The 15,819-nt window shown below is 51.7% G+C and carries 9 protein-coding genes, 1 other RNA gene and 6 pseudogenes; 7 read left to right on the forward strand and 9 right to left on the reverse strand.

Going from position 1 to position 15,819, the window contains the following annotated elements; all coding sequences use genetic code 11:
* Window positions 1-328 precede the first annotated feature (328 nt).
* Window positions 329-706: a transfer-messenger RNA gene (ssrA, locus tag GPOALKHO_RS00470) on the reverse strand.
* 45 nt (window positions 707-751) lie between these two features.
* The gene (gene smpB / locus GPOALKHO_RS00475) at window positions 752-1,234 is read right to left on the reverse strand and encodes an SsrA-binding protein SmpB (RefSeq protein WP_406702470.1); all 483 of its coding nucleotides are present in this window, start codon (window positions 1,232-1,234) and stop codon (window positions 752-754) included.
* Between the two features lie 205 nt (window positions 1,235-1,439).
* Here smpB and GPOALKHO_RS00480 point away from each other — a divergent pair.
* A pseudogene (locus GPOALKHO_RS00480) lies at window positions 1,440-1,691 on the forward strand (type II toxin-antitoxin system RatA family toxin).
* Window positions 1,692-2,125: 434 nt separating this feature from the next.
* On the opposite strand, the gene bamE reads toward GPOALKHO_RS00480, so the two are convergent.
* The 3 genes and pseudogenes from bamE to nadK all read right to left on the reverse strand — a co-directional run bounded on the left by bamE (window position 2,126) and on the right by nadK (window position 4,986).
* The gene (gene bamE / locus GPOALKHO_RS00485) at window positions 2,126-2,479 is read right to left on the reverse strand and encodes an outer membrane protein assembly factor BamE (protein ID WP_406702471.1); all 354 of its coding nucleotides are present in this window, start codon (window positions 2,477-2,479) and stop codon (window positions 2,126-2,128) included.
* Between the two features lie 107 nt (window positions 2,480-2,586).
* A pseudogene (gene recN / locus GPOALKHO_RS00490) lies at window positions 2,587-4,021 on the reverse strand (DNA repair protein RecN).
* An 86-nt stretch (window positions 4,022-4,107) separates the two neighbouring features.
* On the reverse strand, window positions 4,108-4,986 hold the full coding sequence (nadK, locus tag GPOALKHO_RS00495) for an NAD(+) kinase (RefSeq protein ID WP_406702473.1): 879 nt from the start codon (window positions 4,984-4,986) through the stop codon (window positions 4,108-4,110).
* 123 nt (window positions 4,987-5,109) lie between these two features.
* Between nadK and grpE the strand changes: the two genes are divergently transcribed.
* A complete protein-coding gene (gene grpE / locus GPOALKHO_RS00500) occupies window positions 5,110-5,697 on the forward strand; it encodes a nucleotide exchange factor GrpE (protein WP_406703296.1) in 588 nt (195 codons plus the stop codon).
* Window positions 5,698-5,924: 227 nt separating this feature from the next.
* On the opposite strand, the gene ung is transcribed toward grpE, so the two are convergent.
* Complete coding sequence (gene ung, locus GPOALKHO_RS00505; RefSeq protein ID WP_406702474.1) at window positions 5,925-6,608, reverse strand: uracil-DNA glycosylase; 684 nt, start codon at window positions 6,606-6,608, stop codon at window positions 5,925-5,927.
* 200 nt (window positions 6,609-6,808) lie between these two features.
* Between ung and GPOALKHO_RS00510 the strand changes: the two are divergent.
* Window positions 6,809-7,188: pseudogene (locus GPOALKHO_RS00510) on the forward strand (autonomous glycyl radical cofactor GrcA).
* A 399-nt stretch (window positions 7,189-7,587) separates the two neighbouring features.
* Here GPOALKHO_RS00510 and GPOALKHO_RS00515 read toward each other — a convergent pair.
* From GPOALKHO_RS00515 to GPOALKHO_RS00525, 3 genes and pseudogenes are all read right to left on the reverse strand, one after another.
* A pseudogene (locus GPOALKHO_RS00515) lies at window positions 7,588-8,422 on the reverse strand (DEAD/DEAH box helicase); the annotation flags it as partial.
* A gap of 538 nt (window positions 8,423-8,960) precedes the next feature.
* Window positions 8,961-9,140, reverse strand: a complete 180-nt coding sequence (locus GPOALKHO_RS00520; RefSeq protein WP_406702476.1) for a hypothetical protein — start codon at window positions 9,138-9,140, stop codon at window positions 8,961-8,963.
* 853 nt (window positions 9,141-9,993) lie between these two features.
* A pseudogene (locus tag GPOALKHO_RS00525) lies at window positions 9,994-11,444 on the reverse strand (FAD-binding protein).
* A 319-nt stretch (window positions 11,445-11,763) separates the two neighbouring features.
* Here GPOALKHO_RS00525 and GPOALKHO_RS00530 point away from each other — a divergent pair.
* From GPOALKHO_RS00530 to lepB, 4 genes and pseudogenes are all read left to right on the forward strand, one after another.
* A pseudogene (locus tag GPOALKHO_RS00530) lies at window positions 11,764-12,187 on the forward strand (sigma-70 family RNA polymerase sigma factor).
* Window positions 12,188-12,260: 73 nt separating this feature from the next.
* The gene (locus GPOALKHO_RS00535) at window positions 12,261-12,425 is read left to right on the forward strand and encodes an RseA family anti-sigma factor (protein ID WP_406702478.1); all 165 of its coding nucleotides are present in this window, start codon (window positions 12,261-12,263) and stop codon (window positions 12,423-12,425) included.
* A 474-nt stretch (window positions 12,426-12,899) separates the two neighbouring features.
* Window positions 12,900-14,705, forward strand: a complete 1,806-nt coding sequence (gene lepA, locus GPOALKHO_RS00540; protein ID WP_406702479.1) for a translation elongation factor 4 — start codon at window positions 12,900-12,902, stop codon at window positions 14,703-14,705.
* A gap of 8 nt (window positions 14,706-14,713) precedes the next feature.
* Window positions 14,714-15,700 carry a signal peptidase I gene (lepB, locus tag GPOALKHO_RS00545; RefSeq protein WP_406702481.1) on the forward strand — a complete coding sequence of 329 codons (987 nt, stop codon included), beginning with the start codon at window positions 14,714-14,716 and terminating at the stop codon, window positions 15,698-15,700.
* The last annotated feature ends 119 nt before the right edge of the window (window positions 15,701-15,819 follow it).

A 15,819-nucleotide genomic window follows, 5' to 3' on the forward strand; every position in this document is an offset into this window, starting at 1 on the left:
TTAGTTCGCTACTTGGTCTGAGGCCGTAACGGAACTGTCAGAGCTTGCTGCCGCGGGCTTTATTAGCAGAGCAAGCCCGCTATCATCACACAGCTGGTAATCGGCATCTCTGGGTTTGGGTTTTGCTTTCCGTCAGTTAACGGCTTGGTTTTCTTGCCGTGGGTAGTCTCCATGTGTTTAGGCTCAATAATAGGGCTCTCGTTGGGCCTGTCAGTGGGCTCAAAAGATTCAGATTAATTAGTTGGCTTCAGATTTCACGGGACAAATCGAAGGCACGAATAGAGCCGTGTCTTAGTGTCCCCAAGACTTCTTCACTGATAGAGAATTTTGGTGGAGCTGGCGGGATTTGAACCCGCGTCCGGAACTTCTATGCCCTCGGCACTACATGCTTAGTCCAGTCTTTACATTCACCTGTCAGCTGCGAACGGACACGCCACTAACAGACTAGCCTGATTAAATTTAACGCTTCAGCCCCAGGCAGTACATCCACGCGATCTCTTTTGGGTTTGACCTCTCTTGATCCCTGTCCTAAGAGCGGAGGCTAGAGAGAGAGGGAATCTTCAGTTTATTAGGCTGATTAAGCTGCTAACGCAGCAGATTCGTATTGCGAGTCGTTTGCAATTATTTTGAGGTTTTTTACGAGGCCAACCCCACCTCGGCATGCACCTTGAGTTTCGTAAATCCCGTCGAATCCAAGATCAGCCCCCATTTCTTCACTGCATTGTAGCAAATTTACGGCGTGGCGGCAACGTTATTGACAGGTGTGCTTCATGATGCGCGCTTTGTCGAGCTGCCATTCGCACTCCTTAATGTCAGTACGTTTATCGAACTCTTTCTTACCCTTGGCGACGCCAATTTTCACTTTCACCCAGGCGCTTTTCCAATAAAGCGAGAGCGCGACGACCGTATAACCTTCACGATTGACGTGGCCGAACAGTGAATCGAGTTCACGCTTATTCAACAGCAGCTTACGAGTTCGCCTGGGGTCATAGGCCACACTGAAAGAGATCATCATCAGCGGCTGGAAAGTGGCGCCAAAAAGATAAGCTTCACCATCCCTGAGCAGGATATAGCTATCGCTGATGTTCGCCTTGCCGGCGCGGAGCGATTTTACTTCCCATCCCTGCAGCGAAAGTCCTGCCTCAAACTCCTGTTTAATGAAGTATTCGTATCGGGCACGTTTGTTTTGCGCAATAGTGGCTGAATCGGATTTATGTGCTTTTTTCTTTGTCATAACACGCGATATTATACAGTTAAGGTCTGAGAAGAAAAGCTTTCGTCTCGCCAGAGCCTCATCATAGATGTAACGTAGCATAACGCACGTATAACTGTCTTTTTGTCTTAGTGAAGAAAATGATAATATTAGGGTTAATCGATAAGGACGGGAAAGATTATGTCATATTACGCGCTCCGAGCCGGTTTCTTATAGCGCAAAGCAAATGTTCGCCTTGATTAATGATATCAGCGCTTATCCCGAATTTATTCCTGGGTAAACCACCAGCCGGATACTTGAGCAGAACGGCAGTGAATTGGCCGTTGAAATGAATGTCTCCAAAGCGGGCATTAGTAAATCATTTAGCACCCGTAATGTTATCACTGAAAATCAAAGTATTATGATGCGCTTGGTAGAAGGCCCATTCAGCTTTTTGTCGGCGATTGGCGTTTCATGCTGCTCAGCGAAAAGCCAGTAAGGTTGAGTTTCATCTCGACTTTGAATTCAAAAGCAAACTTATCGAACTGGTGTGTAGCCGCATTTTCGAGGTGGTTTGTCGGAGCGCCAATACCTGCATCAGCTGGTGCTGCAGGAGGGAAGTACTCTGGAATAAGCGATTCATATTCCCGGTCTATTGACGCTACGGCAGGACACCGATCTCGACGTTAATAAAGCGGCATCTTCAGCCAGCCTAAACTGGAGATAAACTCAGTGACAGTGACAGGGTGGAGGCCTACCTGCCGTCGTTCATAGCTCCCAAGGAGCCGCGCCGTCAGTCCGCGGATCGCTCGCGGAAATAACCCACCGCTCTTATTCCTGCCCGCGCAACGGCAGGTGATCCCTAACGCCGTACTGGTACTGCGTCCAGCCTAAAGGCTACGGTCCTTCCGCTTTGTTTCCGGCTCACACCACTTATTGGTGGGCGCTAGAACTTTCCAGCATCGGTTTGTTGTCGATATGAGTCAGAATATCGCTACTGTTAAAGGTCAGTGTCAGCGTTTGCTGCGTGACAGATTCATGGCTCGGTTCGCGGCGGAAAATATAATACCAGATATTCGAGCCGAACGGATCTTTAATCATTGAGGTGCCAAGAGTGTAGGCTACCTGCTGCTTAGTCATGCCGGCGTGGATTTTGGCGACGTCAGTTGCGGTCAGATAATTACCCTGATTGATGTCGGGACGATAAACCACTCTCTCGAACACGGAGCAACCGGTGGTAAACATCAGCATGACGACAGCAGCGGCAGTCAACGTCTTACACCTCATAACAATTACATTCCTTTTAGGCACAGGATTCCGATGATAATACGCCGGCATTGAGAACCCCTGCAAGGCTAATCTATGATTGCAGGATGAGAAAAAGTTGAGCATTTCTAGGCTGCGAATAACTCCCTGGCGTTCGCCAGCGTGTTTTTGTTACTTCTCTGTCGCCCAGCAGGCGCGCCAGTTCCTGCAGACGGGCTTTTATCTAGTATCTAGCGCCTGCATTTGCGTTTGTGTAGCGCTGCCGTCGGTATTTTTGCTGACGAAAAGTGATGATGCCCGAACCGGCCACCTGTGGTAAATGCGTCACGCACAGGATCTGGGTGGATTCACTCAACTGACGCAACATCTTGACCATGAACTCCATGCGGTCGGCGCCATCGGCGTTAAACTGCTCGGGCTGGAAGTGCACGTCAATGGCCAGCTTACCGTGCGGCAAAGCAAGCTCGTGTAGGCTGTCGGTATGCGGTCTGCTAAACTGCTGGCGTGCTCAACACGGCGCTAATGGAGCTGGCTGGCGAGCTCCATTAGCGCCGTGTTGATGATGGCGTTCCACCGCCACAGCCAGCGCGCCGGCACTGGCATCATGCTGCGCCATTGCCGCCTGCACCTGCAAGAGGTGCTGATAGTGCTGCGCCAGGGCTTCCGCCCATACATGAGCTTGCGTGCTAGGCTGATTTGCCGAGACAGACGCTGCTCCAGCTCATGGAGGCGTCCGAAATCAAGATCGATGCGGTCGTCGTAATGGCGAAGTTCATTGCTGGCTTCGGTGAGCTGAATTGCGGCGTCTTCAAGCAGTGCCATCACCCTGAACAAGGCTGGATCAAATGTGATCAGTTCGCTCATCACATGCCTGGCGGTGTGCAGCTGACTTAGTAAATCGGTCTCCTTGCCTTCTCTCAACAGCTCGAATGTTTGTTGGGCTGCAGTGATCAATTGTCCGCTATTGGCCAGCCGCTTATATTCCTGATCGATCTGCTCATATTCGCAACCGGCGCGAAATCGTTCAACTCTTTCAATTGATACTGCAGCGATTCGCACCTGGAGTCGCACTCGGCGGCCTGCTGGCGCAGGTTGGCCAGATCCAGGTGGCTTTGGTGCCACTGGCGGTAGGCGGTCACCATGGCCTGTTGAAGGTCTTTTCATCTGCCTAAGCTCGAGCAACCGTTTTTTGGTGATCGGGACGCAACGTCAGCTGGCGGCATGCTGGCCGTGGATTTGAATCAGATGCTGACCCAGTTCACGTAATTGTGAGAGAAGCACTGGCGTACCGTTAATAAAGCCGCATGAGCAGCCATCCTAGCTCACTACGCGGCACATCAAGCATTCATTGCCGTTATCCAACGCATTATCCGCCAGCCGACGGGCGGCCAAGGGAGTATCGTTAAGTAAAAAGCGTGCGCAGATGTCCATCCTCGCGGCCTCAGGCCGTACCATACTGGCCTTGAAACGGCCACCAAGACACAGACCGAGCGCATCGATCGCAATGGATTTCCACGCGCCTGTCTCACCGGTAATCACGCCAACGGTCAATTGAGCTAGCATAGTTGCTTTCCTAATATATAAACACACGACTGTGATTAATCACAGTATAGACTGATTTTTATACACTAAAACTGTGCTGGCAAAATTTAAAATAATTTTTTCGACCAGCCAAGCTTGCTGTTTAACGTATTGAAATAGTTATAATCATCAGGATGAATCAAATCGAGGTAATAGTCGCTACGACGGATGAAAATTTCTTCACCTTCTTGGACAGGCAAGGCTATTTGGCTGTCGCAGCTGATTTCGAGATCTGGCGTCAGTTGGGAAAACTTCAGGCGTATCGTACTGCTCCCGTTAATGACCAAGGGTCGTGATGAGAGAGTATGTGGAAACATTGGCACTAACGCGATGGCGTCTACCAGCGGCGTCAGTATCGGCCCGCCGGCGGAGAGGGAATAGGCCGTGGAGCCGGTCGGCGTGGCGATAATAAGGCCATCGGAGCGCTGAGAAAACGCAAAGGTATCATCAATATATACCTCGAACTCAATCATATGCGCCACTTTGCCGGGGTGCAGCACCACCTCATTAATAGCGCTGCTCAGCCGGCCACAGATATCGCCCCGGCAGACTTGGGCTTCCAGCAAAAAGCGTTTTTCACCGCGATAGTGCCCAGCCAGCACGTCCGATAATTGCGTCAGCGCCGAGTGTGGAGCAAGGTCGGTCAAAAAACCAAGGTTCCCACGGTTGATACCAATGACCTTGACATCATAACGCGCCAAGATGCGTGCCGCGCCCAGCATGTTGCCATCGCCTCCCACCACGGTAGCCAAATCGGCCTGCTGGCCAATATCGGCCAAACTACCAGTTATGGCCTGATCCAGCGCTAGATCGCGGGCGATCTGATGCTCCATGATGACGTGATACCCTTTCTCGTTGAGCCAGTGGTAAAGCGTTTTATGCGTAGCCAGCGCATTGGGGTGACGCGGATGGCCGACGATGCCGATAGTATGAAAAGTGGTAGTCATTTGATTGCTGATCCTCGGCGTATTTTGCAAGCTTCATTATGCGTCATCCCTTGAATCCCCGCTATTCATCCCCATAGTAATCAGACTAGCGAGAACAATGCTGAACCGCGGAGAAAACTCATGATGAGTAGTAAAGAACAGAACACCCCTGACGAACAAGTCTCACAAGAAAGTGAAATAGAGCAAGGGCAGCAGGCGGAAGCGATGCCTGAGACGGTTGACGTCGTGGATCCGCGAGATGAGCGTATTGCCGAACTGGAGACTGCACTGTTGCAGGCGCAGCAGCGCGAGCGCGATAGCGTGCTGCGCGCCAAGGCGGAAATGGAAAACGTGCGTCGCCGCAGCGAGCAGGATGTCGAGAAGGCGCATAAATTTGCCCTGGAACGTTTTGCCGGTGAACTGTTGCCAGTTATCGATAATCTGGAACGTGCACTGGACATGTCGGATAAAACCAACAGCGAGTTAGCGTCCACTATCGAGGGCATCGAGCTGACGCTTAAATCGTTGCTGGATGCCGTTCGCAAATTTGGTCTTAATGTGGTGGGTGACACGCACGTGCCGTTTAACCCCGAAGTACATCAAGCCATGACCATGCAGGAGTCCGACGAACACGAGCCTAATCACGTGATGATGGTGATGCAAAAAGGCTATACCCTCAACGGCCGACTTATTCGCCCCGCGATGGTAGCGGTATCGAAAGCGAAGAACTGATATCTTGTCCACCGACAGTGCCGTTGGCGGAAACGTGGCGCACGCCATCGCCCCGGGACTATCTGCTGGCTCGCGTTCATCGGCAACTAATGCCGGTTGTACCACTTCGGCTCACAACCGCAGTGCGCTCATCATGGTTGGCTGATGAAGGTACCTTCTCAGCCAGGCTGCTTGGCACAGGCGATAGCCGCTTTACTTTTGAGCGTGGCGCCCGGACCAGTCTGCCGTTAGGCGCGTGGCAACGTTGGTATCCAGTCGATAGCGGGTTGGCCTTGACGCGTCAGCAGGGCATTAGTCTGGGAGAAATGGTGGCAGCCAAGAAAGCCGCGATGCGCGGACAGAGGCGAGGGGTGCGGCGCTTTAAGCACATGATGGCGTTTGGGATCTATGATCATGCCTTTTTTCTGGGCATGGGACCCCCACAGTAAAAACACAACCCCTGCACGGTGCGTGTTGAGTACCTTTATCACCTTATCTGTAAACGTTTCCCAACCCAAACTGGCGTGGGAATGAGCTTTTCCCGCTTCCACCGTCAGCACCGTATTGAGCAACATCACTCCTTGTTGCGCCCAGCTTTGTAGACAGCCATGTTTAGGTATAACAAAACCGGGAATGTCGCTGACCAATTCTTTATAAATATTGACTAAGGATGGCGGTGCGGGTGTGCCAGGCTTGACGGAAAATGAAAGGCCATGAGCCTGGTTTGGACCGTGATAGGGATCTTGGCCGAGGATCACGACTTTCACCGCATTCAACTCTGTAAAACGGAAAGCATTAAACACTTCCTTGGCCGGAGGATAGACGGTGATTCCCGCCGCGCGCTCCCTGGCAACAAAGGTCAGTGTTTCCTGAAAATAGGCTAGGGTTTTTTCCTGCGCAAGAGCATCGCGCCAGGTCAGCATTTGCGCCATGATACGCTCCATGATAGTGACGACATGGATTAAGCTTAACGTTTTCTCTTAATGGGTTAAACGTTTTCCCGACGGTAGCGGAGGGGAAATTCGCCCTGCCGTTGGCGTTCAGCGGCCGTGTTAAATTGACATAACTCATTAAATTTGCCAGCATTGCCATGCTTATCGGAATATAAGTTACCGAAGCTGAAAACAAAGCGCTGGTAAACTTTTCCTAGTTACTGGATTTGCTAACCATAAAGCCCGCTATCTGGTCGCCGTTGCCGGTTGCACTGACGACAAAGTGGTTCTTCTGCAGGCACTGGGCAAATTTGATTACCGCGAAATTCCGCTTGAGTAGAAGGAAGTGGTGTGTGTGAAGGTGGCAGTATCTGAACGTCAACGCGCTGGGCCGCGAGACGCCGGAAGACGCCGTGGCGAACCCGGAAAATACCAGCAGCTGACTATTCGCATGCGAGCTCGGGCTGTTTCGTTCATGTCTGAACAGCAGCGAGATGTTATTACCCCTACTTTTACAGAAAGGCATGTAATTGCCGCTTGGTTTGGCGTGGCGCCGATAAACACCGAAAAGCGCTATTAAATGGCGCTAACCGCCGAGACATCCAGCGGCAAAGCGCCTCGATGAGGTAAAAGTAACCCATGTCGTTAAATGCTGGCAGATAAGCTGTAGAGTGATGAGAAAAGTTTTTAGTTGATATGCATCACGCTTGAAACATGACAGTTACTTTCGCTAACGATTAACACCTTGACGGAGCCCGATGTAGCCTCTCTCGCGCCCTACGATAATGTAGGTTAGTGTTTTTATCAACATACCGCCGGCTACGCTTCAGGGTGACTTAAGCGCCGTTTTCGATGTGCTGTTGTTGGCCGCATCTGGCACTGCTTTCAGCAACACGGCGTTTGCCGGTAATTTTTAGCGCGCAACGCACTTTGGTTTTGTCTTTCGTGCGCGCCCGCTCTTTCTTTTCCTTAGCGCTTTCCTTTCACTCTCGCCAACTGCCACCAGCATGTTGGTGCTGCCGTCGGTCATGCGTTTGATGGCCTCATTATTATGCTTGGCTTGAACCAGATCCACTTCCAGATAACAGGGTGTGATGCTAGCATCACACAGCTAATCCAGCAGTTCATGCAGCCGCTCACGTTTGCGGACGAATATGATACTTTTGCTGAGTTGGGTTGCTTAAGCAGGTGATAAAGCGGTGTGGTTTTGTGCGTCAGATCGTCGGCGCGATAATACCCCATTGCACAATTTTTTCGTTCACGGCGCAGCGTCGATTTTGACCGGGAGTGGGCGTTCTGCAAAATCCTTGATTGCGCTCCCCGCAGGCGTGGTCAAAATAATAGTGTCTGTTTGTGCTAGCGGGTTTCTACGGCGATCTGCTTGGCGTCCTTGGCGACCCTATATCCAGCATACGATCCACTTCGTCCAGAATCGGCGTTTCTACCGCCCGGCAGTCAAAATTCTCCTCCTTGATGTATTGCAGCAGCCGGCCGGTAGTGACTACCACGATATCCTGATTCTCGCTGAACACTTCCGCATAATTCATGTGGGTCACGCTGCAGGTAATAGTGGCGATGTCTAGATGGGTGTGGGGCGTGGAGGTGACGATCGGCACGCGGGGCAGACAGAATTTCTTTCTTAAAAATCAATGAGATGATGCAAGACAGGCAGTAGATAAGCTGCGGTTTTCCGGTACCGGGCGGCGACGAATCCAATAGCGTTCGTCCATGGCTGTCGGAGTAGCTTAAGCCCGAATGGCGGCCGGACGCTCAAAGCTCTTGTCGCTCAATGTGGTGAGCAGGTCTTCGTGCAGCTCGAGTTCAGAAAATTGGGTTACAGTCGTGGGCTATCCTTGATTGAGGCGCAGGTTATAGACGGATCCTGAGTAATCTTCGTCTTATTTTAAAATAAAGGTATACGCCGACTAGAGCCAGATGATTATGTTACCAACGGCCGTCACTAAACTACCGCGGTGGGACGGATTTACCTTTAAACACTTTTATCGCCCACGATCAGTGTGCAATGAACGTGATCACCGATGGGGTGATGCTGGGCGCCTGGGCACCCCTTTGAGGTAGGCAGGGCGCTAAACATCCCGGCAGTGGCTGGTAGCGTTGATGCTGGCGCAGCACATGCACGACGCCATTCCAATCGATGCGATCGAACTAGATTCGAACGCCTATCGCCAGACGCGAGACAATTTTCCGCCAGTCCTTGGGCGATATCCCTCTGTGCTGTCAAGGGCGACATCTACGCCTATGTCGGTAGAACGTCACGGCGCTACAGGCCATTGCTAGCAACCCTCTCACTTTGATTCTGGGCCGGCCTATGTCACCCCGGCGTGCGAGCCGCTATACGTTGAGTTGAGCTATCAGGTGCTGGCGGGCCTTCACGCGCTGCTGGATAAAGGAGGTACACTGGCGCTTATCCTGTCGTACGCCGCCGGCGAAGCGCTCGTAGCCGCGCGTTGGCTCAGGGTTGTGGCTGCAGCGTCGTACCGATGTTAGCGATAGAGCAAATTGCGCCCACATTGGCGGCTGGTGGCATTAATTTACGACACGTTGACGTTGCGCGAACCTATCGGGAATAGTCGCCGATGTTTCGCACTCTGGCCTATCTTGCGTCCTAATTGACGAGCCGCCGTAAATGACCAATGACCATTGTGCGGCAGTAAGCTGTTTCCGTCCGGTCTCTGCATGACGCATTGGTGAAGGGGAAGCTTGCGCGTGTTATTTTTCCCATCTATCGATAAGCTACAAAGCTTGAAAAACCGTTGTGGGCGCCTTAAAAGCATATCTCTCTTTATCTTCAGGTTGTTCAATTTTACTCGCCACGGGCATGAATTTCCCTCGTGCTGGTTTATGCCGTCAAAGCTACTGCGGCGACGATTAAAATAAAGCGGGAAGCGGTGCAAACCATAATTTTATTGACAGTAATGAGGTTTATTTCTGGTGCGGTCCTGTCATAATGGAATAATCAATGGGTTTGATGTCTTAATATATCCGTCACGGCATTATGATTCCGCCCCTTAACAGGCACTGAAACGATGTGCAAAGTAATGATATGATGAAATATGGCCATATCACTTTCCCTGAATTATGGTCTGAAAAGATGGAGTAATGGTGAGCAAATGCGTCAGAAAGTGAAAAGTTTTTCCCCGAAACGCAGGCGGGTTTGGCCGATAACTTCGCTCTTACTGATGAACTTAATGCTCCCCGCTGCAAGATGGACAGATTGTCAGTGTCCGTTTTATGGATGGCGGTACGACTACCGCACCACTCAAACTGGATGTATACTGCAACACACGCCACGCAACGTCACGCAACGTTGGAATTATTTTATTACTAAAGAGGGTTGAAATCCCAATGAACCCTTAAGCCGCATTCAGTTTGAGAAAGAACCCTTTTTATGGTGAAAAACCTGCAGCAGCCGTATTTGGAAAGTGCAGGCGCGGCTCTCCTTGCGTAGCAGCGCGCTTTTGACGATCAACTTGGCCACCTAAACTAAATTGCGCACCTCCAGTCGATTATTGGAGATGCGGACATTGGAATAGCACTCGTCAATTTCACGCGTCAGCAGCTCATGTGGTGCAGTGCCCGCTCCACGACCGCGTACAGCCCACGTAGTCCCAATTAAAAGCCGTAGCTCGTGCCAGTTATGTTGCAGCACTACCTCTTCACGGAATTGCTGGCCCGGCTTTCATCCCAGGAATGGAGCTGGCGAACCTGGACGATGATCGGCAGCCAGAGCGGAATATCTCCGCCGCCGACCAGCCGTAGACCAAACACTCTAACAGTGAGTCGGAGATTAGACGGTTGGCGTCGTGCAGGCCAGTATAGCTAATCTTACCAATAGCGTAGCAGCCGTCTAGATTGGTGCACTCATGCTTATCCACTATAATGCCGTCGTAGGCATAATGGGCCGCCGGAACGATAGGGTCGGCTGTCGAGTCAGATCGATATCCAGCGTCAGCAGCTTGTCATAAGTGATCGGAAAATGCTGGCGGATAACGCCTCCGTCCGATGGCTGATGTCGAGGTACATGCAATCGGCACCCAGCCGCTTCATTTCATGGTCGATTACCCGGACGACGATATTTCGCGGTGCCAGTGCGCAGCGCTTCGGTTAGCAGAAAATTACCTGCCTGGAGATGGAACAGGCTGAAACTAATTAAACTCCAGGTTGGCGGATCCTGCAGCCGGCTTGCTAGGGCATGGCGATACCGTCGCCGGAGGAAGTATCGGGGTTGGTGTTGTATTGATAAACCTTAGGCGCGCCGCTGGTGACGAGCACTACCGCGCGCTGCACAGTTCCACCCCTCTTCGGCGCGGTTCCAGATGGACGTAACCAGCACCGCGTTGCAACGTTCCAAAATCTGAATGCTCGGATGCGCCACCTCTTTGCTGAGCACTGTGGTTTCCACCACATTGCCTGTCGCGTCCGCAGCGTGCAGGATGGGCGGTGGCTGTGTAGCTTCCTCTCGGGTGAGGTGATAGCGATTGCCGGTCGGCGTCGAGGCTTCAGTGTTGAACACACGCCCTGATCGATGAGCCACTGCACACAGTGGCGGGCGTTGTGCTAATTCCACCGCCTCACGATCGCAGACGCCGACGGCGGGCTATCAGCGTTCTTCCACACTGTCGGTTTCGTTGAACATCGCCGCGATATCGCCTGAGTATATAGCGTGGAGCCCTCGTCCAACGGACCATTGCTCAGGACTATGACCTCGCAATGTCCGGCCAGACACAGCGCCAGCGATAACCTGGCCGCACTGCTGCCGAGAACCAGAACATCGGTGGTGTATTCAGTTGATATTGCATAGCGGATGGTGTGCATTCCGATAGAAGAGGCTGTTTGTCATGGTTCCATCCAATGCGGCCAGGCTGTACCGCTGCTTGCCGCTTTTGACGCGGTTTTATTTATGCATGTTGACTGACAGAGGGGGCGAATTCACGTCACCCTGTGCCGTTTATTGTTGGCGTTATTGTAGCCGCGACCTTTATTTATTTTAAGAAAAATACCATGTGTGCGGAACTTTATGATTATCATTAACTCCAATCGTGAGCTTGCTCGTGATATTGCTTCAGAAGCTGGCGACACTATTTATTTGCGCGTGGAGAACACGTGGAAAAAAATTTGAGGAGACAATACTTCGATGAGCGAGCAATTAACGGTCAGGTGTCGGTTGAACAGAACCAGAAAGGCGACCAGAAAGTGTTCAATTTACTGGTCGTTCGCGCCTTTCTATGCCTGGTTATACCGTATAGCCGTCAATACGGTGAAGAATTAACTGGTGGCTCAGGAACGGCGTCAACCCTTCAGCGATGTGAAAAATGACAAAAGTGCTGGCGCATTTAAAGAAGTATCGAATCATGAGAATTTAATGTTGTCTGAGGAGTTACAACAAATAGTGTTTCTCACTATCGAGGTATTGCCAGAAGATTTGCGTATGGCGATTATGTTGCGTGAGCTGAATGGTATGAGTTATGAAGAGATAGCCTTCATCATGGGTTTCCCTCCCAGGAACGGTATGCTCACGAATATTCCGTGCGCGCGAAGCAACTGACAATAAAATTTAATCGCTTATTTAGCGTTAACGACGGCGGCAGGAGAAGGTGCCCAGGTATGCACGATGAAAAGCTTTTCGCTCTGATGGATGGGGAATCGTTTGACAATGAACTGTTTAACGATTTGTCCAGGGATGTTAAGCTGCAGCAAATCTGGCAACGGCATCACCTCATGAATGAGGTGATGCACGATGACACGGGCGAGGTCCTTACGCGTCACCGGCACCGTTGTGTTCAGGCTCGGCCATGATGAGAGAATAGGCCACCGCCATGACTTGACAGCATGGCGTTGCGCAAGTGCGCTGCGAACAGAGCGCGGTCTGCGGTGACTGCTAGAGGTAGTCTGCGCGCCGCCGCTGTTTGGGCTTATCGGCGGCGTGGTCGGTTTCTTTTCGCGCGCCATCTGGCGCGTCATACACATGAAACGCATAATAATCAGCCGGTGATTCTGCAGGTGGCGCTACCGCTCTCGTTTCTGCATGTCCGGGATACCACATTATGCGTTGTCGCATAATACGTACCTCACGGCTACAGATTGACCACGCCCTTGTGCCGCGACGCCAATCAAAGTGCGGTCCCGGCGATGTTCCGCCATTCTTCCTTGCTTCCCCCAGGCAGTGTAAGATGCGTCCATCATTGTTGTGGATCATCGGGGGTTACGTTCCTCGCAGAGTAACCATCGGACCAATCTAGAGCGCCTGCTTATATAGAAAACTTTATTAAGATGAATAAAATACGAAACTTCTCTATTATTGCCCATATCGACCACGGCAAATCGACGCTATCCGATCGCTTGATTCAGATGTGTGGCGGCCTGAGCGAGCGCGAAATGGCGCCACAGGTGCTGGACTCTATGGACTTGGAGCGTGAGCGCGGCATCACCATTAAGGCGCAAAGCGTGACACTAGATTATAAGGCGTCTGACGGTCAAATTTATCAGCTGAATTTCATCGATACCCCGGGGCATGTGGATTTCTCCTATGAAGTCTCCCGTTCGCTGGCGGCGTGTGAAGGGGCGCTGCTGGTGATTGATGTCGGACAAGGAGTAGAGGCCCAAACGCTAGCCAACTGCCACACCGCGATGGAAATGGATTTAGAAGTAGTGCTGGTGCTGAACAAAATTGACCTGCCCACCGCCGATCCCGATCGCGTCGCACAGGAGATCGAAGATATCGTCGGCATTGACGCCACCGACGCGGTGCGCTGTTCGGCGAAAACCGGTATCGGTGTCTCTGATGTGCTCGAACGACTGGTGCGCGATATCTCGCCGCCGGATGGCGACCCCGCCGCACCACTGCAGGCGCTGATTATCGATTCCTGGTTTGATAATTATTTAGGCGTGGTATCGCTGGTGCGCATCAAGAACGGTACGTTGCACAAAGGCGAAAAAATAAAGGTAATGAGTACCGGTCAACTTTACAATGCGGACCGGTTGGGTATTTTCACCCCCAAACGGCTCGATCGTGATGTGCTGAACTGTGGCGAGGTCGGTTGGCTGGTTTGCGCCATTAAAGATATTCACGGCGTGCCGGTAGGCGATACGCTTACGCTTGCCCACCAACCGGCGGATAAAGTATTGCCGGGCTTTAAAAAAGTGAAGCCGCAGGTGTATGCCGGTCTATTCCCGCTGAGTTCCGACAACTACGAGGCGTTTCGCAACGCCATGGGCAAGCTCAGCCTGAATGATGCCTCATTGTTCTATGAACCCGAAAGCTCTACTGCATTGGGTTTTGGCTTCCGCTGTGGCTTTCTCGGCCTGCTGCATATGGAAATCATCCAGGAACGGCTGGAACGGGAATATGATCTCGATCTGATAACGACCGCCCCTACGGTTATTTATGAGGTGCTGACCATCAACAACAACACAGTATATGTAGACAGCCCGTCCAAACTACCGCCGTTAAATAATATCGCCGAGCTGCGCGAGCCAATCGCCGAATGCCATATGCTGTTGCCGCAGGCTTATTTGGGTGATGTCATCACGCTGTGTATCGAAAAACGCGGTGTGCAGACTAATATGATCTATCACGGCAATCAGGTGGCTCTGACCTATGACATTCCCATGGCCGAAGTGGTGCTGGATTTCTTTGATCGACTGAAATCCACCTCGCGCGGCTATGCCTCGCTGGATTATGGGTTCAAACGTTTTCAGAATTCGGACATGGTTCGGGTGGATGTGTTGATTAACGGCGAGCGGGTCGATGCGCTGGCGTTGATTACCCATCGCGATAACGCGCTGTATCGCGGCCGCGAGCTTGTCGATAAACTTCAGGAACTGATCCCGCGTCAGCAATTTGATATTGCTATTCAGGCGGCCATTGGCAATCATATCATCGCTCGTTCTACCGTCAAACAGTTACGCAAGAACGTACTGGCGAAGTGCTATGGCGGCGACGTCAGCCGTAAGAAAAAGCTGCTGCAAAAGCAGAAAGAAGGTAAAAAGCGCATGAAGCAAGTGGGTAACATTGAGCTACCTCAGGAAGCGTTCTTGGCGATTTTACATATGGGTAAAGACAGCAAATACGTTTGAGAAATGGCATGGTCAATATGTTTGCCCTGATTCTGGCAATCGCGACGCTTATCACCGGGATCCTCTGGTGTCTGGAACGTTTCAAACTGGCACTGGCGCGCCGCCAGTTGGTGCAGCAATCCGGCCAGCAATGGGTTGACGCTGTCGGGGTGCTAGCCGGAAATGGTGTCGTCGCGAAGGTTAGCCATAAACCTGGCTGGATCGAAACCTGTGCGTCCATTTTCCCGGTATTACTACTGGTGTTTGTGGTGCGCTCATTTATTTTCGAGCCGTTTCAAATTCCTTCTGGATCGATGATGCCAACGCTATTGATCGGAGATTTCATTCTGGTGGAAAAGTTTGCCTATGGTATCAAAGACCCGATCATCCAGACGACACTCATTGAAACCGGCCATCCCAAACGCGGTGACGTCGTGGTATTCAAATACCCGCCCAATCCTAACCTGGACTATATTAAACGGGTTGTGGGTTTGCCGGGTGACCGAGTTAGTTATGATCCGAATAACAAACGCGTGACGGTGCAACCTGGCTGCGCCAGCGGGCAGGACTGCGCCACGGCATTGCCCATTACCTATAGCGAATTCGCCCCGAGCGATTTTGTACAGACCTTCAACTCGACCAGCAATGGTGAAGCCAGTAGCAGTTTCCTGCAGGTGGCTCCAGATAAGCGGGTGGATGGCGGCATTCGCCTGGCGCAGCGTCAAGAATCGTTCGGCGGCGTGGTGCACAGTGTGTTGACGGTGCCGGGACAGCAGGATCAATTGGGCATTTATTATCAGCAGCCGGGCAGTTCACTGGCGGAGTGGGTGGTGCCGCAGGGAGAGTATTTCATGATGGGCGATAATCGTGATAACAGTGCCGATAGTCGTTATTGGGGATTCGTGCCGGAAAGAAATCTGGTGGGCAAAGCGACGGCGATCTGGATGAACTTCGATAAGCAGGAAGGCCAATGGCCGACCGGCGTACGCTTAAGCCGTATTGGTGGTATTCATTAATTCCTTTTTAGCGAAGCATTGTTTCGCTTACTGATATAGAATACCTCTCAGGTTAGGAAGGGCGGGCTCAATTCGTGGGACTCACTGCAAACGAGACAGTTTTAGACAGGCGTACCATT

It is taken from the genome of Sodalis sp. (in: enterobacteria), assembly GCF_036327475.1.
In the GTDB taxonomy this organism is placed as follows: Bacteria; Pseudomonadota; Gammaproteobacteria; order Enterobacterales; family Enterobacteriaceae.